At 41.5% G+C, this 22,928-nt stretch carries 19 protein-coding genes; 8 read left to right on the top strand and 11 right to left on the bottom strand.

Annotation, left to right across the window (positions count from 1 at the left end; translation table 11 throughout):
• Window positions 1-33 precede the first annotated feature (33 nt).
• Complete coding sequence (locus ABIB50_RS09925) at window positions 34-1,587, top strand: S10 family peptidase (protein ID WP_429379448.1); 1,554 nt, start codon at window positions 34-36, stop codon at window positions 1,585-1,587.
• Window positions 1,588-1,637: 50 nt separating this feature from the next.
• On the opposite strand, the gene ABIB50_RS09920 is transcribed toward ABIB50_RS09925, so the two are convergent.
• Complete coding sequence (locus ABIB50_RS09920) at window positions 1,638-2,264, bottom strand: phosphatase PAP2-related protein (RefSeq protein ID WP_429379446.1); 627 nt, start codon at window positions 2,262-2,264, stop codon at window positions 1,638-1,640.
• Window positions 2,265-2,449: 185 nt separating this feature from the next.
• On the opposite strand from ABIB50_RS09920, the gene ABIB50_RS09915 reads away from it, so the two are divergent.
• The 4 genes from ABIB50_RS09915 to ABIB50_RS09900 all read left to right on the top strand — a co-directional run bounded on the left by ABIB50_RS09915 (window position 2,450) and on the right by ABIB50_RS09900 (window position 9,045).
• On the top strand, window positions 2,450-4,624 hold the full coding sequence (locus ABIB50_RS09915; RefSeq protein ID WP_429379444.1) for a S46 family peptidase: 2,175 nt from the start codon (window positions 2,450-2,452) through the stop codon (window positions 4,622-4,624).
• The gene (locus tag ABIB50_RS09910; RefSeq protein ID WP_429379442.1) at window positions 4,621-5,403 is read left to right on the top strand and encodes a 5'-nucleotidase C-terminal domain-containing protein; all 783 of its coding nucleotides are present in this window, start codon (window positions 4,621-4,623) and stop codon (window positions 5,401-5,403) included. The genes ABIB50_RS09915 and ABIB50_RS09910 overlap by 4 nt, the downstream gene beginning before the upstream one ends.
• Window positions 5,381-6,337, top strand: coding sequence for a bifunctional metallophosphatase/5'-nucleotidase (locus tag ABIB50_RS09905; protein WP_429379440.1), 957 nt, complete (start codon window positions 5,381-5,383; stop codon window positions 6,335-6,337). The genes ABIB50_RS09910 and ABIB50_RS09905 overlap by 23 nt, the downstream gene beginning before the upstream one ends.
• A 260-nt stretch (window positions 6,338-6,597) precedes the next feature.
• Window positions 6,598-9,045, top strand: a complete 2,448-nt coding sequence (locus tag ABIB50_RS09900; RefSeq protein WP_429379438.1) for an outer membrane beta-barrel protein — start codon at window positions 6,598-6,600, stop codon at window positions 9,043-9,045.
• A 27-nt stretch (window positions 9,046-9,072) separates the two neighbouring features.
• On the opposite strand, the gene ABIB50_RS09895 is transcribed toward ABIB50_RS09900, so the two are convergent.
• The 3 genes from ABIB50_RS09895 to ABIB50_RS09885 all read right to left on the bottom strand — a co-directional run bounded on the left by ABIB50_RS09895 (window position 9,073) and on the right by ABIB50_RS09885 (window position 15,327).
• Window positions 9,073-10,758: a M1 family metallopeptidase gene (locus ABIB50_RS09895; RefSeq protein ID WP_429379437.1), complete on the bottom strand. Its 1,686-nt coding sequence runs from the start codon at window positions 10,756-10,758 to the stop codon at window positions 9,073-9,075.
• Window positions 10,759-10,777: 19 nt separating this feature from the next.
• Window positions 10,778-12,664 carry a CocE/NonD family hydrolase gene (locus ABIB50_RS09890; protein WP_429379435.1) on the bottom strand — a complete coding sequence of 629 codons (1,887 nt, stop codon included), beginning with the start codon at window positions 12,662-12,664 and terminating at the stop codon, window positions 10,778-10,780.
• A gap of 143 nt (window positions 12,665-12,807) precedes the next feature.
• A complete protein-coding gene (locus tag ABIB50_RS09885) occupies window positions 12,808-15,327 on the bottom strand; it encodes a TonB-dependent receptor (RefSeq protein ID WP_429379433.1) in 2,520 nt (839 codons plus the stop codon).
• Between the two features lie 557 nt (window positions 15,328-15,884).
• Between ABIB50_RS09885 and ABIB50_RS09880 the strand changes: the two genes are divergently transcribed.
• A complete protein-coding gene (locus tag ABIB50_RS09880) occupies window positions 15,885-16,331 on the top strand; it encodes a Fur family transcriptional regulator (RefSeq protein WP_429379431.1) in 447 nt (148 codons plus the stop codon).
• Here the strand turns inward: ABIB50_RS09880 and ABIB50_RS09875 are convergent.
• Window positions 16,324-17,076, bottom strand: coding sequence for a hypothetical protein (locus ABIB50_RS09875; RefSeq protein WP_429379429.1), 753 nt, complete (start codon window positions 17,074-17,076; stop codon window positions 16,324-16,326). The genes ABIB50_RS09880 and ABIB50_RS09875 overlap by 8 nt on opposite strands.
• A gap of 272 nt (window positions 17,077-17,348) precedes the next feature.
• On the opposite strand from ABIB50_RS09875, the gene ABIB50_RS09870 reads away from it, so the two are divergent.
• The gene (locus ABIB50_RS09870) at window positions 17,349-17,783 is read left to right on the top strand and encodes a hypothetical protein (protein ID WP_429379427.1); all 435 of its coding nucleotides are present in this window, start codon (window positions 17,349-17,351) and stop codon (window positions 17,781-17,783) included.
• 13 nt (window positions 17,784-17,796) lie between these two features.
• Here the strand turns inward: ABIB50_RS09870 and ABIB50_RS09865 are convergent, their stop codons facing one another.
• From ABIB50_RS09865 to ABIB50_RS09845, 5 genes are read right to left on the bottom strand one after another with little or no spacing between them, the layout of a single operon-like run.
• Entirely contained in the window at window positions 17,797-18,246 is a 450-nt protein-coding gene (locus ABIB50_RS09865) for a hypothetical protein (protein ID WP_429379425.1), read from the bottom strand.
• Complete coding sequence (locus ABIB50_RS09860) at window positions 18,243-18,686, bottom strand: hypothetical protein (RefSeq protein WP_429379423.1); 444 nt, start codon at window positions 18,684-18,686, stop codon at window positions 18,243-18,245. Before ABIB50_RS09860 ends, ABIB50_RS09865 begins: the two co-directional genes overlap by 4 nt.
• 1 nt (window position 18,687) lies before the next feature.
• Window positions 18,688-19,890 carry an ABC transporter permease gene (locus ABIB50_RS09855; RefSeq protein WP_429379421.1) on the bottom strand — a complete coding sequence of 401 codons (1,203 nt, stop codon included), beginning with the start codon at window positions 19,888-19,890 and terminating at the stop codon, window positions 18,688-18,690.
• The gene (locus ABIB50_RS09850; RefSeq protein ID WP_429379420.1) at window positions 19,887-20,519 is read right to left on the bottom strand and encodes an ABC transporter ATP-binding protein; all 633 of its coding nucleotides are present in this window, start codon (window positions 20,517-20,519) and stop codon (window positions 19,887-19,889) included. The genes ABIB50_RS09855 and ABIB50_RS09850 overlap by 4 nt, the downstream gene beginning before the upstream one ends.
• The gene (locus ABIB50_RS09845; protein ID WP_429379418.1) at window positions 20,516-20,689 is read right to left on the bottom strand and encodes a hypothetical protein; all 174 of its coding nucleotides are present in this window, start codon (window positions 20,687-20,689) and stop codon (window positions 20,516-20,518) included. The genes ABIB50_RS09850 and ABIB50_RS09845 overlap by 4 nt, the downstream gene beginning before the upstream one ends.
• A 253-nt stretch (window positions 20,690-20,942) precedes the next feature.
• Here ABIB50_RS09845 and ABIB50_RS09840 point away from each other — a divergent pair, with 253 nt between their 5' ends.
• Entirely contained in the window at window positions 20,943-21,425 is a 483-nt protein-coding gene (locus ABIB50_RS09840; RefSeq protein WP_429379416.1) for a hypothetical protein, read from the top strand.
• Between the two features lie 8 nt (window positions 21,426-21,433).
• Here ABIB50_RS09840 and lgt read toward each other — a convergent pair whose 3' ends face one another.
• A complete protein-coding gene (gene lgt, locus ABIB50_RS09835) occupies window positions 21,434-22,336 on the bottom strand; it encodes a prolipoprotein diacylglyceryl transferase (protein WP_429379414.1) in 903 nt (300 codons plus the stop codon).
• Window positions 22,337-22,928 lie beyond the last annotated feature (592 nt).

Genomic DNA, 22,928 nt, shown 5'->3' with positions numbered 1-22,928 from the left:
TGTTGCTTTAAATAATTATATTTGAGAAAAAAAATGATGAAGAAAATTTTACTCTTTGTTGTACCGCTGGCAGCGGTAGCAATAACTTCCTTTGCGCAGGTACAAAGACGAAATACACAAGGACAACGAATCTCGTTAACGGTCAAAGACAGTATTACGGCAGATCCCAGGGATACCGTTTTGGGGCATCCTTCGGTAACCCGCCATGACCTGTCCGTTGACGGAAGAATCATACACTACACGGCAACCGCCGGTTATATGCCCATGAAAGACAAGGACGATAAATTATTGGCTAAAATTTTCTATGTAGCTTATGAAGCAGATAACCAGGAGAAAGGCAAACGTCCGGTCACTTTCGTATTTAACGGTGGCCCGGGATCAGCTTCGATCTGGCTGCATATGGGTTCTTTCGGACCAGTTAGGGTACAATTTGGAGATGATAAGGGCAACGCATCAGCTCCCCCGTACCATTATTCGGACAACCCTTATACTTGGCTAGGATTTACCGACCTTGTTTTCATCGATCCGGTATCAACAGGCTATAGCCGTTCAGCGAAAGGCGTGGATGTTAACCAGTTTCATGGGTACACAGAAGATCTGGCATCAGTAGGTGACTTTATCAGGTTGTATGTCACTAAAAACAGCCGGTGGAGCAGTCCCAAATTTATCGCTGGTGAGAGTTACGGGACAACAAGGGCCGCCGGCCTTTCCGGCTATTTGCAAAGCCAATACGGAATGTACCTGAATGGCATTACACTGATATCTTCCGTTTTGAATTTCCAGTTAATAGATTTTAACCATGGCAATGAGATGCCTTACCAGTTTTTCTTACCAACCTATGCTGCAACGGCACAATATCATCATAAACTTTCTGCGCCTTTGCAAAGTCTGTCCACAGAAGAACTGGTAAAAAGAGCAGAATTATTTACGATGGGTACCTATGCCTATTTTCTCGGCGAAGGCGATACGGCATCACCAGAGCTTACCAATAAAGTCGTTGATACCCTAAATTACTTTACTGGTATTTCAAAAGAATATATCCGAAGAGCTAACGAACGGATCACAGATTTTCGATTCTTTAAAGAGGTTTTACGTAATGATGGAAAGATCGTTGGCAGGTACGACAGCAGGTTTACCGGCGAAGATATCGATGATGCCGGGGAATACCCCTCTTATGATCCGAGTGACGCCAATCTGAACGGGCTATTCATCTCTACTTTTAACAATTATGTAAGAAATGATCTTGGTTATAAAAATGATATTCCCTATGAAGCCGTAACTAATGTTCGCCCATGGGATTACAAACCGGCCATCAACAGTTATCTGGATGTGTCAGAGACATTGAGGAGTGCGATGACCGAAAACCCCCACTTGAAAGTCAATGTGGTATGTGGGTATTATGACTTGGCTACGCCAGTTTATAATGCCGAATATGTGGTAAACCATATGGGATTAAAGTCTGATGTCCGTAAAAACATCATCTTAAATTATTACAAAGCCGGTCATATGGTTTATGTAAGTAAAGAAACCGATGCAAAGTTAAAATCAGATGAGGAAAAGTTTTACCGGGACGCTTTAAACCAATAATTTTTTGCCCGGAAATGATTTTTTTGCCCGGTGAGCATTAATATACATGGTTATAGCGTCCGATCGTTGATTTGCAGGTACTTGGTTGTCAATAGATAGGCGAAGTAAGTAAAAAAAGGCGCAGCAAGGACGTCGATCGTATAATGAACATGTTGTATTAACAACATGATCGCGACCAGAACGGTAGCACCAAATGCAAAGCGCTTATCCCTTTTAGCGGGCATACATAAAAATATTAAAAATAATATAGACGTATGCCCGCTAAAAAACAAGTCTTTGTTAATGATCATATGTCCATAGAACACACCGGTCAAGGGATCGGCCAGCTCATGTATGTTTTTTGGCGGATCTAAGGGAACAAGGTAAATAGTACCCACGCGAAAGATGGAAACGATCAGGTAGCTCCAGGTAAATTTTATAAACAGTTTCGGATCGCTGATCGACCTTAACAGGAAAAGTCCGCCTGTTCCCCAGATAACCAAGAAGATATAAACCGATAGATTGAAGGTCGGCAGATGACTTAATAAAAAGTCATTCAGTTGAATTCCCTTTCGCGCTTCGATCTGAACAAAAAATAAAGGAAGAGTTGCCAAAATAGGTATGACCAAACACAGTCCGATAAATAATAGCAGCCGGATGCGCCGTTGCGCCCAGGCCCTTTTCCATTCTTTCCTCAAATTAAAATATCGGCCCAGCCCTTTAGTTATCCGGCAAATATGAGAAAATAAATTAAAAGCAACCAAATTGCATTTAATAATAATTTAAATGCTAATTTTAATTTTCAATGACGAGTAGCTTTCTCGTAGTACCGGGTTTATTTAAACAGAAAAAAATTGTGAAATCATTTCAATCAAATAGCAATATGACCAATAAATATAGCAGAGCATTCCGCTTAGCGATCCTCCTGCTGCTGACCTTTGTCAGCCAGGTAAAGGCAGACGAAGGCATGTGGATACCGATGCTGATCGGAAAAAATTATGACCAAATGAAAAAACAGGGATTTAAGCTGACGCCTGCTGATCTTTATAATATTAATAAAGCGAGTATCAAAGATGCCATTGTTTCTATGGGGGGTGGATTCTGTACTGCTGAGGTAGTTTCCGGACACGGCTTGCTGTTTACTAATCACCATTGTGGCTATGAAGCCATTGCGGCGAATTCAACACCACAGAACGACATTTTGGACAACGGATTTTACGCAAGGTCTTATAGCGAAGAAAAGCTTATACCAGGCCTTTTTGTTGATTTTCTTGTCCGAATGGAAGATATTACGCCGCAGGTCACCACTGCTTTGAAAAATACCAGTGATGCCGACAAGGGATCAAAACTTCAGCAGATCAGCCAACAGCTCATTAATAACGCGACAAAAGGAACGAACTATCACGGCTCGGTTAATGACTTTTACAAAGGCAATCAGTATTTCTTATATATATATGAGAAATATACGGATATACGGTTAGTAGGTGCCCCTCCGCAATCCATCGGAAAATTCGGCGGAGACACGGATAATTGGGAATGGCCCCGTCATACCGGTGACTTCTCGATCTTTAGGATCTATTCCGGTAAAGATGGGAAACCGGCAGATTACACAACAGACAATGTGCCCCTCAGTCCTAAAAAATTCCTACCTATTTCGATCAAAGGCATTAAAAACGGTGATTTCGCGATGGTATATGGCTATCCTGGCCGCACTGACCGCTTTCTGACCTCAAACGGCATTAGGCTGGCCACCGAAGAAACAAACCCTATTATCGTAAAATTACGTGATATCCGGCTGAGAGCGTGGAAAGAAGAGATGAATAAGAGTGTGGATACCCGTCTCAAATTATCTTCAGAATATGCGCAGATCGCGAACTACTGGAAATATTTTATCGGGCAGACGGACCAATTAAAACATTTGAGGATCGATACCCAAAAACAAGCCGAAGAAGCTGAATTTTCACGCTGGGCCGCTGATAAACCGGAATATATGGGGTTGATGCAAAAATATCATGACATCTACACGGCCTATGAACCTTATGCGATCCACCGCACCTATATTAATGAAGGATTGCTTGCTCCCGGTTTTGTAATTACCACCCTGCTCTTAAACCGTTCATTAGCGGCCATAAGCGCCCAGGCGGACAATCAGGAAAAAGTGGCCGCAATCCGAAAAGGCCAGGAAGAAACAAACTCGAAGTATGTAGCTACTTATAATGAAACGGCCGATAAGAAAATATTTGCACAAATTCTGGCGGCTTTCTACCAAGATGTTCCGCGAAGCCAGCATCCGCAATTTTTAGAAGATATTCTTCTTAAATATAAAGGAACTACGCCGGAAGTATCATTCAGTAATTACGCCGATTACTTATGGGCCAATAGCCGGCTTATTCAGCCCGCCCGCCTGAAGGAATTTATGAATAATCCATCGTTGGCTGACCTGGCTAAAGATCCGGCTTATCAGTATGCATCCAATATTAATCCTCAGAATTACGTAAGGAACGTCTTTGGCTCCAAGCTCAGCGATTTTGAAACACAAAAAATAGCGCTGGATCATCTCTATGAAAAGGCATTACTGGAAAAAAACGAAGGCAAATTGATGTACCCTGACGCCAACTCTACCATGCGAATCAGTTATGGTAATGTGCAGGATTATGCACCTAAAGACGGTGTGGAGTATAAGATCCAAACAACCCTGGATGGTGTGATCGAAAAATACAAAGCCAAGGACAGCGAGTTTGATCTTCCCCCATCATTATTAGACGCCTATCAACATAAAATATTTGGACAGTATGGGGTGGATGGAACAGTTCCGGTTGACTTTATCACCAATAATGACATTACCGGTGGCAACTCGGGTTCCCCCGTAATTAATGGCAACGGCGAGCTGATTGGACTGGCATTTGACGGCAACTGGGAAGCCATGAGCGGTGACATTGCTTTTGACAAAAAGTATAAAAGGACGATTTGTGTTGATATACGTTACGTGCTCTGGTGTATAGACGTGCTCGGCCATGGAAACAATCTGATCGATGAACTTGATATTCATAAAAAATGAAAAGTTATTTGGTGGGTATAAATCAATTGATCTTAAAGCGCTGTTATTTACTGTTGATCGCCGGCATAATGACGCTGACAGCTTGCCGGTCACATTATACACTGGTCAGGTCTAATCGGAGCGAATATCCGATCGATAGTAATTTAAAGATAGACTCCGGTATCATCAAAACCTACGCGCCCTATAAAAAGCAGCTGGATTTACAAATGAATGGCGTGATCGGTCATACTACGCAGGAATTGACCAAAAGCTACGATCTCCCGGAAACATTGCTGGGTAACTTTTTTTCAGATGCTGTATTGACGGAGGGTAAAAAGATCGACCCAAGTATAGACTTTAGTATTCCCTCCACTAAAGGTGGTCTCCGCAATAATTTGCCCAAGGGAGACATTCACCTTTCTGATGTTTTTGAACTCATGCCATTTGAGAATGAACTCATCGTTACACAGCTTAGCGGAGCTGATGTCGGGACATTAATAAATTACATTGCTGCTAGCGGCGGACAGCCAGTGGCAGGCATTCGGTTGAAGATCTCGGAAGGGAGACCGCAGGAGGTTTTGATCAACGGCCAACCTTTCAATGCATCTAAAGCTTACTATGTCCTTACCTCTGACTATATCGCGAGTGGTGGGGATAACAGTAAAGGTTTTGGCCATCCCCTGGCGAAGAAAGTGCTGGGGCTGAAGGTCAGGGACGCACTTATTAATTACATCAAAAATACAACAGCTTCAGGCAAATCTATAAATGCTGAATTAGATGGAAGAATTACAAAAAATTAACCGCCGCGGTTTTATACGAACAGGGGGCATCGCTGCCGCCTCTTTAGCTTTGTGGGGGGTACCGGCAACTGCGTTTGCGAATGGCGAACTTAAAAAATTAACGATACTGCACACAAATGATGTTCATAGTCGAGTGGAGCCGTTCCCAATGGACGGCGGCCGGAACCAGGGTATGGGCGGTGTAGCCAGGCGGGCTGCGCTAATCAAAAATATCCGGGCAAAGGAATCGAATCTATTATTGCTGGACGCGGGTGATATTTTCCAGGGCACACCCTATTTTAACCTCTTTGGAGGTGAGGTGGAAATGAAATTGATGAGTGATATGGCTTACGATGCTGCCACCATGGGCAATCATGATTTTGATAACGGTATAGAAGGGTTTTACAAGCAGTTGCCTAATGCAAACTTTCCTATCCTAATTAGTAATTATGACCTTTCAGATACTATCATGCATAAATCGACGCAGAACTATAAGATCTTTAGCAAAGACGGCATTAAAGTTGGCGTGTTTGGGCTTGGAATCGAACTCGCCGGATTGGTAGAGGTGAAGAATTACCTCGAAACCAGGTATCTCGACCCTGTGCAAAAGGCAAACGAAACAGCGGCTTTATTAAAAAAAGAACTGGGTTGCGAACTGGTGATATGCCTTTCTCACCTGGGTTATTCCTATAGGGAAAATAAAGTTTCCGATCAGATACTGGCGAAAAATACCCGCAATATCGATCTGATCATTGGCGGACATACCCATACATTTATGAGTAAACCGGAAGATGTTAAAAACTTAGATGGCGGAATCACGACGATCAATCAGGTTGGCTGGGCGGGCATTAATTTGGGAAGAATAGATTATTACTTCAAGGGCGGCTATTCGACACCTGTTAGAAATACCATTTCACCCTATCCGATAAGCAACCAGATCGATCATGAAATTTAATTTGAACCTATTTAGCAATTGAAAAACTTTATGGAGACGCCCCCATAGATTCCGTTATGAGCGTTTAAATCTCCGCGTTTGATAATGTGACGATTATGTATTGCTAAAAAATCCAGTAAGCTCTTAGAGGTTTTGTCAACTAAAAGTGAAACTTAATTAACTTCTCCCCGACCTATCATATCGGCGGAAAGCTTTCGTCAGGCAAAGAGTAATAACTGGAAGAAGATAAACGATTACGAGAATTCATTCTGCTACCTAATATGTTATTAAAAGATCTATTCATATTTCGCTTAGCCCGGTCTTTCAGTAAAAACTGGGCAATTATTCCGTTATTGCTGTTCTTACATTTAAATACCCATGCCCAAAGTAACCCTACGGCTGTCATCGGCAAGGTGGCCGATGAGCGTCAGCAGCCGATTTTGGGTGCTTCGATACAACTAATTAATATGTCCGACACTTCTTTAATCGTCAGTAAAACCAGCAACCTCGCCGGGGAATTTAAATTTATGTCGGTAAGTCCCGGCCGTTATCACATCAGGGCAACTTTTGTAGGTTTTTCACCTCGAATATCAGACGAGTTTAAAGTCAGTGGCAAGCCAGTCGTTTTAAGGCCGATAATAATCGCAAAAGCTACAACCGCTTTGCAGGGGGTCGTCGTCAACGCTGTCAAACAAAATGTAGAAATGAGGAATGGTAGATTGATCTACAATATTGAACAAAGTGCAGCTGCCAGTGGCTTAAGTGCCTTTGACCTGCTCCGACGGGCGCCAGGAATTAATGTAGATCAGAGTGGAAATCTGTTATTAAAAGGATCGAATTCAGTCAATGTTATGCTGGATGGCAAAATGACGTACCTAACAGCCCAGCAAATGAACAATATGCTCAAGGGTATGGGCGCGGAACAGATCAACCGGATAGAGGTTATTGCAGCACCATCCGTGCAATATGATGCGGCGGGAAATGCCGGGATCATAAACATTGTTACCCGAAAAAGTAATAAAGAGGGTTATGCCTCGAATGTAAGCGCAGGAACTACAGTCGGCCGTTATCTGCTCCATTCGGAAAGTATCACTGGGAACATAAAGACCCGGAAATTTAATTTTTTTGGGAACCTGGGCTATAGTTATCGCCATTCTTATTCCGAAGAGAGGAGTCGCGAGGAGGCGATAAACAACGGGGTTACACGGATTTTGGAAAGAGACGGGAATGATCCGCATCTCAGCTATTATTATACCTACAAGGCCGGATTGGACATTTACTTAAATAAAAACCAACAATTGGGTTTTGTTTTTAACGGCTCGACCGATGACTGGTCAAAAGATGCACAGGGACAGTCCAATATCCGCTCCGCAAATGGTGCATTAGTTACTGTGCTACAAAGCCATAACTTTGCCAAAGAACCCTATTATAACAACATCTATAACCTGAACTACAAATTAATGATTGATACGGCCGGCAAAAGTCTTGCTGCGGATGCCGACTATATTTCCTATCGGAATAATTCAGACGGCTACCTGAGCAGTAACGCATTTGCGGCTGACGGCACCGCTCTTGAGCCTTATCAACAGCTCAATTTTCATCAACCCAGCAACATTGATATCCGGTCGATAAAAACCGACCTTAACCTTCCTTTTAAAACCATCAAAATTAAAGCAGGGCTAAAATATGCCGCTGTAACTATCAACAACAACTTCAGATACGATTCACTAAAAAATAATGTCTATAGTTACGCCCCGTCCTTAAGTGATCATTTTGTTTATAAGGAACAGATCGCAGCAGCTTACTTTTCAGCAGGCGAACAATGGAAATCTTCGAGTATTGATGCTGGTCTGCGCCTGGAATATACTTACGCTGACGCCAACTCTATTAACACCGGGGCGGAGAATAAAAGAATTTACACCGACCTATTTCCGTCCTTGTCATACACCCAGCAATTGGATAAAGATAACCGGCTTGATCTCGCGCTAAGCCGCCGTATCAACCGGCCGAATTACAGCAATCTGAATCCTGTGCGCTATTTTGCTGACAAATACAGTATTTACCAGGGCAATCCTAATCTGATTGCCGAAAAGGCTTGGATAACTGCATTGTCCTATACCTTCAAAGATAAATATATAGCTAGTCTGAGTTATAACCGGTTTAATAACTTTATCGGGAAAAGCGCCGTCATAGATCCTGTTACAAGCATCCTGATTACCAGTACAGCCAATTATACTCACCGCGACCGTTTGGAAGTACAGGTCATTGTGCCTTTTCAATTGTCCCCTTTTTGGGAAGTGAATACGACGGCCACTTACAGCTATACCGCTTACCCGCTTCAACAGTTGTCAGGATATAAAAATGTCAATAAATCGACTATTGATCTCTTTGCAGATCAAACTATACGCTTGCCGGGAGCCACCGTGTTTGAAGTCATGACACGCTATACTTCTCCGGAATTAAATGGGGTGTATGTTGAACGCTATTATTTCACTATGGATGGCGGCGTCAAGAAAACATTCTTAAACAAGAAACTCGATGCCCGGGTTACATTTGCCGATCTTTTTCATACGGGCTGGTTCTGGGGTTATTCGATCAGCGATACAGCTAACTATTCTTACAAAAATACGCCAGACAGCCGACGCATTGGACTAACATTGATTTATCATATCGGCGGCACATTAACCCGGGAAAAGACGCACCAGATTGAAGAGCAACAGCGTTTATGATCTTGTGTTTTCTATGGATTAGCTTTATCATTCGATCAGCACACCAATATAATAATTGAAAGTATCCACCTCCAGGTTTTCCTTATTTAACCCGGAAACATCGACCGGGCGGAAAGTAGTAGTTGGGGAAATAAGGATATAAGGTCTGCCTTTGGTTCTGATGCGAACCTGCATGTTAAAACCGGCGACGTCTGCGATCCACCTGCACCACGTGCGGCCATTTTCAAATCTAAATTCCAGCGTGGGGATGCCGCTATGTTTTAAATATTGGTCGAACACGGGATCGAAATTAATACCGGATTGTTCGTTGATATAATTAGTAATCTCTTTCGAAACAACTGTCCGGTGATAAAATTTAGAGTTCAGCCCCTTTAAAATACTCCGCCATTTCTCGTCATCATTTATGATCGTTCTGATCATATTCAATATGGCACTTCCTTTTGCATACATATCACCTGAACCTTCTTTATTTACTCCATAAGGGCCTATGATGGGCTCATCGTTCAGGATCGACCTACGGCTGCCGTGCACGTATTCCTGGCCGGCAAGTTTACCTATCGTATTTTCAATAAAAAGAGACTCCGAATAATTAGTGAAGCTCTCATGTATCCACATATCTGCAATGTCTTTGGCCGTTATACTGTTGCCAAACCATTCATGACCGCTTTCATGAATGATGATAAAGTCCCAGGTCAAACCTCGGCCCGTACCCGAGAGGTCACGACCCAAATAGCCATTACGGTATTTATTCCCATAAGCGGTGCCGCTTTGATGTTCCATCCCTAAGTGTGGCGTTTCAATCAATTTATAGCCATCTTCGTAAAAAGGGTATGGTCCAAACCAATGCTCGAAGGCAGTGAGCATTGGTTTAACGTTATTGCCGAATTGCTTTCTGGCTTTATCTTCATTATAGGAAAGCACCCAATAATCCAAAGACAACAGACCTTTTTCACCGTTATAGCTATCATTGAAATGGGTATAATCCCCTATGTTGGCTTCAATATCATAATTATTGATCGGATTGGCAACGAACCAGTCAAAACGGGTATAACCGTCATTTAACGGTATTACTTTTCTTAAACGACCATTAGAAACATCTTTAAGCTGATCAGGTACACTGATGCTGATCAACGCACTATCAACTTCGTCGTCCTGCTGATCCTTATTCGGCCACCAAATACTGGCGCCGATGCCTTGACACGCTGTGGCAACCCAGGGCTTGCCTAAAGAATCCATAGCAAACACAACGCCGCCGTCCCAGGGTGCATGTTTGGCGATAGTCGGTTTGCCTGAATAAAATACTGTAAATTCATCTTTTGAGTCTTTTAAGATCGTTTTAGGAAAAGTCACAAATACCGCGTTGAATTCCCGGCGATAAGAAAGATTCAGCCCTTTGTAACGCACCCGTTCAATTGTCAAATTGGAAAAAAGATCGAACTGAAGTTTTCGAAAATCTTTAGTTGCGGTGAACTTAAACAGGTTACTGCCGCTGATCATCTTCTTATCAATATCAAACCGCACATCCAGGTGATAAAAATTAATGTCATAGCAAGTTCTTAACGGCGAGCTCAAGCTACCCCTTAAAGAATCGGCGCGGGAGTATGCCGCTTTTTGTTGCAGCAATTGACCCAAGCAGATAACCGGGGAAGCGACCAAAAGCAACACTATTTTCAGGGTATTGATCAAAATAATATACTTAATGTCTGAAGCCATCTTCTTTTTAACATTGCAATTAATTATTCAATACCTGGACATCGATATAGCTATCACTGTAAACGGTATGCTTGGCCTTGATATAATCGCCGGCGCCGGCTTTATAAGGATTTGCAACAAATTTTTGAGGATTACGGGCCCATAACGGGAATGCCGTGCTCTGGATCTGGATCATGATACGATGACCCTTTTTAAAAGTATGCAGGACATCCTGTAGTCTAAAATTTACGTCTGTTTTTTTACCTGGAATAAAAGCTTCCGGTTTTTCAAAACTGTTTCGGAAACGGCCCGGCATAATTTCCGAACGCACCATTTGCCAGTAGTTAGCCAAAATAATATTGTTATGCGGCATATAAAGATGATTCGGTTCATCGCCTGGATAAACGTCGATCAACTTGACGATCCAATCGGCATCGGAACCGGTGGTTGCTACCTTTAAGTGACTTATAATTTCGCCACCTAAAGTCATATCATCTTTAAGTACATCACTTTGGAATACCAATACGTCGGTACGGCGGCCCGCAAAACGCTGATCCTCGCTCATATAATTGTGCGGGGTGAAACCCTCGGTTGTGGTATTATCTTCCGTGTAAGGCACCGGTTTAGCCGGATCGCTGATAAATGAGGCGGATGACGCTTTTGATAGGCGTGAAAAACTTAATTTTCCATTAATACCTAAATATAATTTCTGATGCTTTGCTGCCAGTGATGGCCACTTGTCAAAGGTTTGCCATTTCTTACTGCCAGTATTGTACATATAAGCATTCGGCAAGCCTGAATTTTTATCGCCTGAACCTTTCAGAAAATGGTGGAAGAATTTAGCCTCAATATTTTTCTGATAAAAAGTAGCAATACTGTCGCCGAAGTAAACGTTGCTGTGCAGCGTATGTCCGGTCTCGCGGCCCCAGCGGCCGTGACCGAACGGTCCCATCACGATGGTATTGTAAGCATTAGGGTCGGATTTTTCAATAGCGCGATGAATAGCCAGCGGACCGGTCAGGTCCTCGGCATCATACCAGCCGCCAACCAGCATTACGGCCGGAGTTACCTTTTTAAAGTGTTTAGGCAAAGAACGTGCTTGCCAGAATGCATCATAGTTAGGATGATTGAGTGTTTCCTGGTAAAAAAAGTTATCCTTATACCATTGATTAAAATTTGTTAACGGGCCTTGATCCAGCAAAAACTGATAGCCATCCCGACTGGTAGGCTTAATGTTGATAGCCGGGTCATTATACCAGGCTTTGCTTGTGGTATCTTTTTTTTGAACACCAAAAGTTGGAAAAGTAAAAATGTAGCTTTCCAAAAAAGCACCGTTATGATGAAAATCATCGAAAAAGAAATCTGAAATGGGTGCTTGCGGCGACGAAGCTTTTAACGCAGGGTGATTGGAAAGGATGCCTGCCGCGGTATAAAAACCAGGGTAAGAGGTGCCATACTGACCTATTCGACCATTGTTATTATTCACGTTCTTTACCAGCCAGTCAATGGTATCATAAGTATCCGTTGACTCATCTATATTTTTTTTTGTTTTATGCTCATCAAGCTCAGGTGTCATATTGGTCCAGGTGCCTTCGCTTTTCCAGCGGCCCCGTACATCCTGATAAACAAAAATATAGCCGTCGTGCATCATGATTTCAGACGGGCCCAAGCGGCCGGGGTATCTATCCGGACCATAAGGCGCGACACTATAACAAGTACGCTGCATCAGCATCGGGTATTTTTTATTAGCAGTGGCGTCTATCGGGGTATAAATGGCGGTGAACAGCTTCGTGCCATCGCGCATGATGATGTAAACTTCCTGCTTGGTAAAATGCTCCCTGACATAATTATCCCCTCCGCTTCGTTGTGCATACGAACCAGTGTTGATCACAAAGATAAAGCTTAATAAAGTAAAGATTTTTTTCATGATATAGTTGGGATTTTGATTAACGGTGACTGTTTGTGCTTGAATTTGCTTGTTTTTTTATTTTAAACTTTAGCTCCTATCGCTGCGTTGTATAATAGACCTAAAAAAAGCCGTCCCATTTTAACATATGAGACGGCTTTTTTTTAAGAGCCCGATGTCGGCTTTGCATGTGGCGAAAAATCAATAGGAATAATTAATTTAAAGCTAATGTTCCTACCCATATTAAATATGCCTGGCCTTGTTACATTGGCCGTAACGTTCGGGTCAAAATATTTCAACCTACTTAAGTGTGATTGATATACTTCATTATTCAGATTAGTTCCCTCAATAAATATTTTAAGCTTTTCCTTACCATTTTTATCAACAAAATTACCGCCGATTCCAGCACTTAGCAAATTATAGCCTGCTGTCGAAGTCTCGGTCCCGTAGGCACCGAAAAACCGATTTTGAGCATTATAGTGGTCAAAACCTACCATTGCGTACAAGTTGCGAAAACATCCGACGCCATTTTTGAAGTTGGCTTTCAATTCAGAATGAGTATGCAATGGCGGAATAAAGGGCAAATACTTCAAGCTATCCGCAACGCCTTTTCCATTTAAACCTTGGTTTTCTCCATAGGTCAGAGATAGTGAATTGGCAAAATGAAGCCAGTTTACCGGATGCACATCGAGGTAAAATTCACCGCCGTAAATTTTGGCCTTGCTTTGTACATAGGTAAATTCGTTGTATCCTTGATTAACTACCGGTGCCCCGCTGGCATCCAGTACCTGTTGCTGGAAGATATAATTTTGTATGCTGTTATTAAACACTTCAACACTCGCTGACAGGAAGGGTAGTGTCAAGAATGCGCCTATATCTTCTTGTAAACTAAATTCAGGCTTGAAATTACTATTGCCTACGTGATAGATCTGTGAACCCGGGTCTGGGCCGTTCGCTGATAATTCAGCAATACTTGGGGCGCGAAAACCACGGGAGATGTTGGCTTTTAATAAAAATTCATTCGAGAAATTATAGGTTCCACCGAAACTTCCTGAAAAACCGGCAAAGCTTTTATTTAAAGCGGCAAATTGCGGCACAACGTTTGGCGCGGTGGTTGGATTGTTGCCTGTAAATAATTTCGGATAATAAGCTGTAGTGGTATCAAGGTTAGCGCTCTGACCTGTAAACGAGCGGTGATCATACCGTACACCGGTGGATAGATCCAACTTTCCAAAACTTTTTTTAATGATAGCGAAAGGCCCAAGGTCAAATTGGTGGTAGGCTGGGATAGGAAATGCAGTACCCTCACCTAATGAATTGTTTTGATAAAACCCATTTAGACCTACAGATGTTTCATAGCCGTTGGCGATGTTGAAATTATATTTAACATCGTAGGTATATGAATTCAGTTGCAAGTTTAAACCTGGTTCCAAAGGTTGGGTAGGGTGAGTGAATTCCCTGCGGTGGCTGTATTGATAGCCGAGGTTCACAATTAAGTTGCCGTCGCCAATATTGAAGTTGCTATTATTATAAATCCTGTAAAGCTGTACATGCTGATGATTAGGAGAAATTGAGTAGGAATTAAGTTCTGAATTTGTAACAGTCGGACGATAATTATCCGCATCGCTAATCTGTTTAGTGAATTGCCGGGTCACCGAATCGCGACTTCCATCCGGGATCTCTTGTAAATCATCGAATAAAGTAGCGTTAAAATACGAATAGCCCCATGATTTATTTACTCCTAGCATTACCCGCGCATCTTTTTCCCGGAAAGCGGTATTGTAAACCCGTCCATCGTGCTGGTTATGATAGTCCTTGGCTTCTTTGGCGGATAATATCGCGCCATATACCAATCCATTTTGATTGCCGTATAATCTTAAAGATGTATTGAATAATCCATTATTGGTACCATAGGTTTGCGAGACAGACCCCAAAATACTACCTTCTGGTGGCGACACAGGAGAGATTAAATTAACCACCCCGCCGATTGCGTCAGAACCGTAGGATAAACTTGCCGGGCCTTTGATTATTTCTATTCGGTCGATAGAGTTCTGATCCACTTCGATGCCATGCTCATCACCCCATTGCTGGCCCTCTTGTCGGATACCATCTTGTAAGGTAACAACACGATTATAACCTAAACCATGTATAAAGGGTTTCGACACATTCGGTCCTGTAGTCACCGCATTAATGCCTGGAATATTGGCAATCATATCGATGACGTTACCAGCGGCGGCGCGTTGATCAATAAAAGCCTTACTAACGGCGACTATAGGTATCGGGCTTCTTTTCACTTCGGTGGCCCTACTTACCCCTGTAATTACCACTTCACCGGCTTCAATTGAGGAAAATTGTAGTTGAACATCGAGCACCGATGTTTTTGTAAAGTCAACTGTCCGCGTAATTGAGCCATAGCCTATAAAACTAAATTGTACGAGATATACACCTTTAGGGATGCGGTTGAAGACATATTTCCCTTTCGCATCGGTTGCTGCCCCTCTCTTGAGATCAGCGATATAAACAGTTACACCCGGTAATGCTTTGCCATCGGATTTGTCGGTAACCGTACCGGTTAATTCGCCTGCGATTTCATCATTACGTCTGTAGTTTGCAGCTTTAGTTGCTGCGGCTTGGGAAAACAAACTAGAGAATGCTACCAAGCAATAAATTAAATTTAGCTTCATTGTAAATTTTTAAATAGGTGAGAAAAAGTCAAAGGATAGTTATATTATAAAGGTTTCTGAAAAGAAAATATCATGAACATGGCGGGGCGCGCCCTGGGGATAAGATGAGCGACAGGTTTAATATATTGCAGGTCCAGGTGAAACATCCTACCCTGGCCATATTAAGAGAAAGATTTAGCACGTATTGCCCTTTGTTATCAGAAATCTTTCTGCCCATACCGTTATCTGAAATTTTAGCCCCAGTCAATAGCATGGGATTGGCAGCATCCATTAATGTTCCATTGATCACCACCTTAGTGGAAACAGTTTTGGTTTGAGCCTGCATAAATGTGCTGGCGAGCAAGAAAAAAATTGTATAGGTGCAGTACTGCATTACCAAATCATTATGTCAACGCAACAAAGATGCAATTAAATTTACAGCAAAATTGCTTTTAACTTGTAAAATTTTTGATAGACCACCTTTATTGTTTTATTCATGGCAACTCATTTTACACAGCATTGATTTAAAATTGCTTATTTCTTATTAAATTTGTCACTAGTAATTGTTAAAGCTGCTCATGGCACAGACCAAAAAGAATTTTGATTTTGAAGAATTGCTGAATAAACATCAGCTAAAAAAGACCGCGCCAAGGCTTCGTGTACTTTCGATGATGTCTTCCAAAACCTCTGCGACTTCCCAGCCGGATCTGGAGGAAGTCATGAGTGATGTCGACCGGGTGACTTTGTACCGCATATTAACCGCTTTCGAGGAAAAAGGCATTATTCATAAGGTTTTCGATCTAAACGGCACGGCTAATTATGCGCTTTGCGCTTCAAACTGCGAAGAAAACCATCATCATGATGAGCACCTGCATTTTAATTGTGTAGAATGTAAGAATGTGTATTGTTTAGATGATATGCATTTGCCAAAGCTAGAGGTACCGCAGGGATTTACGACAGACGGCGTCACTGTTTATGCCACTGGCACCTGCCCGAAATGCAACAAAAAGAAGACACCTAAGTAACTTCTTTCTTTTTTACTTTTACCAAAGTATACAAAATTACCATAGACATCAGGAGGAAGACAGACCAGGCAACTATCCGTTCCATGCTACCTTTTTCAGCTTGTTTGGCCCTGGTAATCACGATAGCAGCTTCATATCCTAAAACACCGAAGGCGGACAGGGAGTACCAAAAGTCAAGAATATTTCTCGCGGTCGTTCTTGTTTTTACTCTAACAAAATTATTGATCCCAACCCACCAAAGCATCATAAAAAACAATAACCCGCTATCGAAAGCGAAGGCCAGCTCCCAGCTTTTCTTGGCTTCCCAAACCATCGCTTGACTTTCAGTTAACTGATCTAGCCAAGGATTCAGGTAGAATTCAACGGGATAGACCAATAAGATTGCCAGTAACGGGTAAATTACGATCTTGAATTTGGAGTAAAACCCATCAATTGCATATACTGTTTTACCTATTATGTAGCCAAGCTTAACCACCATTGAAAATAGCGCAATAAGGAAAGAGACAACTGTAAAGAATCCCGCGATTGATATATACAACAATGGTGTATATGGGATAGACGCCCCATTATAATTTATGGCTAATGTTAGCGGAAATAAACTTATACAAGATATTATGCAGGATAAAATAAACCGCTTTTGAGTTTCTAATGACTTTTTTCGACTGGAATAAGTCTCATGGAATAAAATCCCCTGTTTAAGTCCACACAATAACAGGAATATTAAACTAAACCCATTTATAGCCATAATCTGACTGAAATAAAAAGCAATTATATTGCATTTGAAAAAGCAATGATGTTGCTAAAGTAAAAAAAATAAAATAAATTTAGCCTTGTTATCTTCATAAAGTAGAATGCCCGTTTCTTCAAAGTAAAAGAAGAGATAAAAGCGGCTTGACCCAATTAAGGCCGCATTGTTTATAATGTGTGAGGTTTATGATCCTCGCTCGCATTTATGGAATCAACAAATAATTAAACAACGATTTAGCGTTAAACTAATTGGATTTTAACACAAAAGTGATGAACACAACTGCGATACAAAAACAACTGAAAAATCCGGTTACCGTATCCCTTTCTCACATGGAAAGCGGTATCTTAACAGGTCATTATTTGAAACTTATCTATACAGATCGCTTAATATCCATATTTGAGGCAATGTTGACACAGTTTTCAGCACTGATCATCCCTGGAGAAGGAAGTATGGAGATCGCTAAAGGACTGTCAGCCGACAGTTATCGAATATGCTTGATCTCTCCTTTGTTTGAAATACCCATCATTATCCAGGAGACACCTATTAATCCCTCCGATATCAATAACCTCCGAAAGCTGGACGGACAATTGATAAGTATAGCTATTCTTTATTATGAGCGAACAGAAAACACTTTGGATAATAATAATAATAAGCCTCCAGATTGTAAGCTGCTTTTGGAAAATGCCTTCAAATTGATCATATGACCTGCCTAACTGGTCATTCCACCAGTCTGGCATTATCTAAGTATACGGGCGGCAAATAATAAGCGTTGCCGTTACCTAATCTTAAAATTCCGTCTACTGTAACTGTTTTAAAGGTAAAAATGACAGGTTTATCTGCGTTAACTATGACCATAATGGGATTTCCGTTCTTACCACAGAAAAAGCATTGATTGATCGGCAATGTTGAAATCATAAATTTAATTTGTTTCATGCCGGCTTTCATCGGCACCATATAACCTGTAAGCTGAAAATGCCTATTTTCGAAACGCTTTACCTCTTCTGAGTAAATGGGAGTGGCTAGTGTATCATTCAACCGTTTAAACCTGATCATGTCAATGATTCCCCAGTTCAATGAATTCACCTGATCTGCTGCTGAATGCACGTATTGAGCTTTAGCCATAATCGATATCAAAGTAAGTACAGTAAAAATAGTTGCTTTTTTCATTTTATATCGCTGACAACCGCATTGTTTAATATAAATTCGGAATGGGCAATATCTGTACTATTTAGATGCAACACGCCTTTTACCTTGACAGGATTTTCAGAATAAGGTGCCGGCTTGGCCATATGTACCTCGACCATCGAGGGTATATCGGATTGTCCGCAATACTGGCATTGTAAAACCGGTAGTACACTTAACATGAATACCGGGTGAACAAATCCAGCTACGATTGGTACCATATAACCGCTAAGTTCAACAGATTTATTATCAAGTGCTTTAAGAGGTGCGGGAAAATGTGCCACGAGGGTTCCAGACGAATTTTTTTTATATGACATCATAGCTAAGATATCCCAATTGCTGTCCATTAGGGGTATATGGTCAGGCACTTGCGACTTGCACAAACATGGTGTTAATAATAAAAAAAATATTAAGATACGTTTCATGTTAGTTTTTTGCTAAAATTTTTGAAATATTGGATTGATAGGCCTGTATTGCAGGGATGATCGATGCCAGGAGGCCGATACCGAATCCGACCCCTATCAGGTAAGTTTCCCGCACCAGGAAGACATTTCCGGATAGTTTTGCTTGGGTCGAATCCTGATAGCGTCCAATAAGTTCGAGGGTCAGATGACCGACTACCAAACCAATGACAGCCCCAATAACAGTCAATAAAACGCCTTCAAAAATAATGATTAAAAACAATTTAATTTTCGAGGCACCCATGGTTCTCATGATTGCCAAGTCATATTTTCGCTCTTTCAGAGAGTTATATAAACTTATAAATACACTCACCGCGGAAATGGCCATGATCAGTACAGCGAACCATTGCAGGGTATCTACCCCGATCCCGATTAGGGAGAACAGATGGGCGCTTTCCAAAGCGGGCGATGCAGCCTGCATGCTGGTAGATTGATTAACCATCCGCGGAAAAAGGATTACCGACATTGGCGAACGGTACTGGATCAATAATGAGGTAATCTCTCTTTCTCCATTTTCATAAGGTTCTGGCTTGCCATCGACATGTTCTTCCTTGGTTTCGTGCATTCTCCAGACACTGGCAACATTAGTCAGGACCAAGTTATCCGTCACATTTCCTTGCGGGCTAAGAATCCCGCAAACAATGTATGCGTGGTTCCGGTGAATATCCCCATTCCCAGTAAGGCCATGAGCACCAAAAAAACGGTCGCCGACCTTCAGGTGCTGGCTCCTGGCTACATCGTCGCCGATATTGACCTCGAAATCGCTTTTCCAGAACCTGCCTGCTACTAGCTTTAAAGCATATAAACGTACGAAACCGCTGTCTGTACCTACTATACGGTAGCCGTTATAATTATCCCCCAGTGCCAGTGGCACAGCGGCTTTCACCAGCGGATTACGTTCCAACGCTTCTGCGTCTTTTAGCGGAATATTCCCAGTTGGGAAATCAATATAAAAAATACTACTTAAAATCAATTGCAATGGACTCCCTTTTGCGCCCACCACAAGGTCAATATCTTTAGAATTATTGTCCAGTTTTTGACCGATCTGATCAGATGCAAGCAGTAGAATAGTAATAATTCCTACTCCAAAAGCGATCAGGATGATATTCAGCAGCGTGGTTAGGGGATTAGCCCGGAGGCTCTTATAAGCGATCTTAAATAAGTTCATAACTTCACCAGGTAAGATTTTTGAATTCTTTCTTTTACACGCTTATCATGTGTGGCAATTATTAATGTCGCCCCATTTTCTGTGGCCAGCGATGTCAATAGGTCAAGCACGGTCGCGGTGTTCACGTCGTCAAGGCTGGATGTCGGTTCGTCAGCCATGATTAATGCTGGTTTATTGATCACAGCCCTCGCGATGGAAACTCTTTGCAACTGACCTTGGCTTAATTCTGCCGGATAGCTTTTTTGTTTTTCAAAAATATTCAATGTTCTTAATAATTGGCCGATCAGATCACGGTCAGTTTTTAATCCGGCTAAAGATTGGGCCAGCATCATGTTTTCCATAATGGTCAGACTCCTGATTAGGTGCGGCCTTTGAAAAATAAGGCCGATATGTCTACCTCTGAAAAGATCTAGCCGACTTCCGCTAAGCCCGTAAAGTTCGGTGTCATTAATATGAACGCCCCCCCGTGACGGCTTTAACAAACCCGTTAAAATATGCAACAGGGTAGTTTTGCCGCTTCCCGAATTGCCGAGCATTAACCAATGTTCACCTTGCTGGATTTCCCAATCTGGAAAATCGAGTTTTTGTCCGTTCTCGTAACTATGCTGCAAAGCTTGAACTTTGATCATGATCCAGGCTTTAAAATTGCAGTATGTTCTTTACCAAGCTGTACCAGATGATGTTGTATATAGCTATGATAATAAACGGCCACGTCCTGCTTAGGATGATTACAGGCCGGACTCAAAAAAGAAACGAATAGCAGGAATAAGCCAAAGTATTTTTTTTCTACTGATTTCATTATATTATTTTTAATAGTATACTTCCTTAATGAACGACAAAATATCACTCAACACAACGTAAATATAAACGCAATTTAGTTGCTTTATATTATTCAAGATAATTTTTCTTAAATTATTATTTCTATGGTAAAATTACCTTCAGGTTATAATTATAACTCCGGGCAAACTAAAATCCAAGTTATCAGAAATGATTATTGGTGATAACTTTAATTTTGCTTGCTGTTCAAATAAATTAAGTGCAACTTTGATGCTATGAAAAAGTGCCCTCGATTTGCAAATTTCTCAAGGACAATATTATTAGTGTCGATAACAGTGCTGTTTTGGGCGACTTCCACAACATCTTTCGGACAGTCCTCTCCAATACATATGCCGCTGTTAAATCCAATTTGGAGACTCATTGCCGAAAAAACTTATGTGGTCAACGCTCAATATAAAAAAGTGCCCATTTTTCCTGAAGATCTCATAGTTCAAATTAATACTACAGTAGAATTACCAGGTTATATAATTCCGATCAAGGCCGGTCTTTCACATGAAATCTTTATGCTTTCAATACTCCCGACGCAGCAATGTCCTTTTTGTGGCCAAGGCGATGTACCGTCTTTGGTTGAAGTTAAAATGAAATCAGCTATTACTTACTCGGATAAGCCAATTCGCATCAAGGGCAGATTTAAATTAAATGAATCTGGAAACGGCGATCCGGAAATCTTACTTGTTGATGCCGAATTAATAAAATAAAATTCAATTCAAAATCGTTCTCCCCGGACCTGTTTTGAGTAGCATAATATAATAAGTATAAGGCCGAGCAGCATAAAAGGAAGGCTGAGTAACTGCCCCAAATTCAATAGCCAGTGGTCTTCAAAAGCGGACTGATTTTCCTTCAGTGCTTCTAAATAGAACCGGGCTGAGAATAGCAAGATCAGGAATAGGCCGAAAACAAAACCTGGCTTAGATCCTGGACGTGTAGCAAATGCATTCACAACAAAAAAAATAGCTAAATAAGCCAAAGCCTCATATAGCTGCGCAGGATGTCTTGGGAGGTTATCTTTCTGTACAAAAATAAACGCCCATGGAACCTGTGAGGGCTTACCGATAATTTCTGAATTGATCAGGTTTCCCAACCGTATGCAACAACCCGCTATAGGAACCACTAAAGCTAACTGATCCGCCACCCATAAATATTTAACGCAGTATTTCCTACTAAAGAAAAAAATGGCCAATAGTATCCCGATAGCTCCGCCGTGACTGGCCAACCCCTGATAACCTGTGAACTTAAATTGGGGGCTAAAGGTAAACGGCAAAAACACTTCTGCGATATGATGCGAATAATAGTCAAAATCATAAAATAGGCAATGGCCGAGCCTGGCCCCTGCAATTGTTCCTACAGCGACATAGATCGTTAAACGATCCAGTAAATGATGATCAATATGATGCCGTTTAAAATGTGATTTCAATAACTGGTAACTGATTACAAATCCAGCTAAAAATAAAAGAGAATACCATTTTAATGCCAAGAAACCAATATTAAAAAGATTGGGATCGGGATTCCATATGATAAAAGCTGATTGGTTCATTTCACGATAGCAAATTTGTTTTACTGTTTCAATATAATCATACTTCCTGGTTAAAGCTTGCCAATGCTTAATCACTTTTTCAAAAACGAGCGGCTATTTTTATTTAGTAAAGAGGATACTGTTATTCCGGTCTTCTTCCTTTTTCCATTCTAAGTCCGGTCTGACCTGGCATGAAACCCACTTCATTTTATACAAACATAAGGCGGAACCTTTCGTTAAAAAGGACGCAACTGCCGCCGGGTCCGCAATGCCGTTGTTTCAATAACCAATTCATCGTAGCCGTCCGATCTTGATAAAGCTTTTCAGTTTCCGGAAAATCATTACTAAACTTAAGGCAAAGACAATCGTTACTCAACTCAAAAACATTATTTTGCACGCCGATGATCAGCTTGCCATCTTTCCCAGCTTACCGAATTCATTTTTGACGATGACAACTTTTGACTCATTTCGGAATGGAATAAAGGAATTGCGAAACTTTATTTTCCCGCAGCCAAGAAATACTTTAATAATAATGGTACCGGGTTTTGCCTGTCACTTCATGATCGTCGCAGATTTTCCGCCTGCTGGAACCAGTTTATAATATTCTGATAATGCTGTTCCCCATACAGCTGAATAAAATTGACCGTTTGAGGGTCATGCCTATTGCCCAAGGCGCCGAGCCTCGTTG

Origin of the sequence: Mucilaginibacter sp. UYCu711 (genome assembly GCF_050433825.1) — a bacterium.
Taxonomy (GTDB): Bacteria; Bacteroidota; Bacteroidia; order Sphingobacteriales; family Sphingobacteriaceae; genus Mucilaginibacter.
The sequence above is the reverse complement of the archived record's forward strand: the minus strand, read 5'-3'. Positions and strand labels throughout refer to the sequence as shown.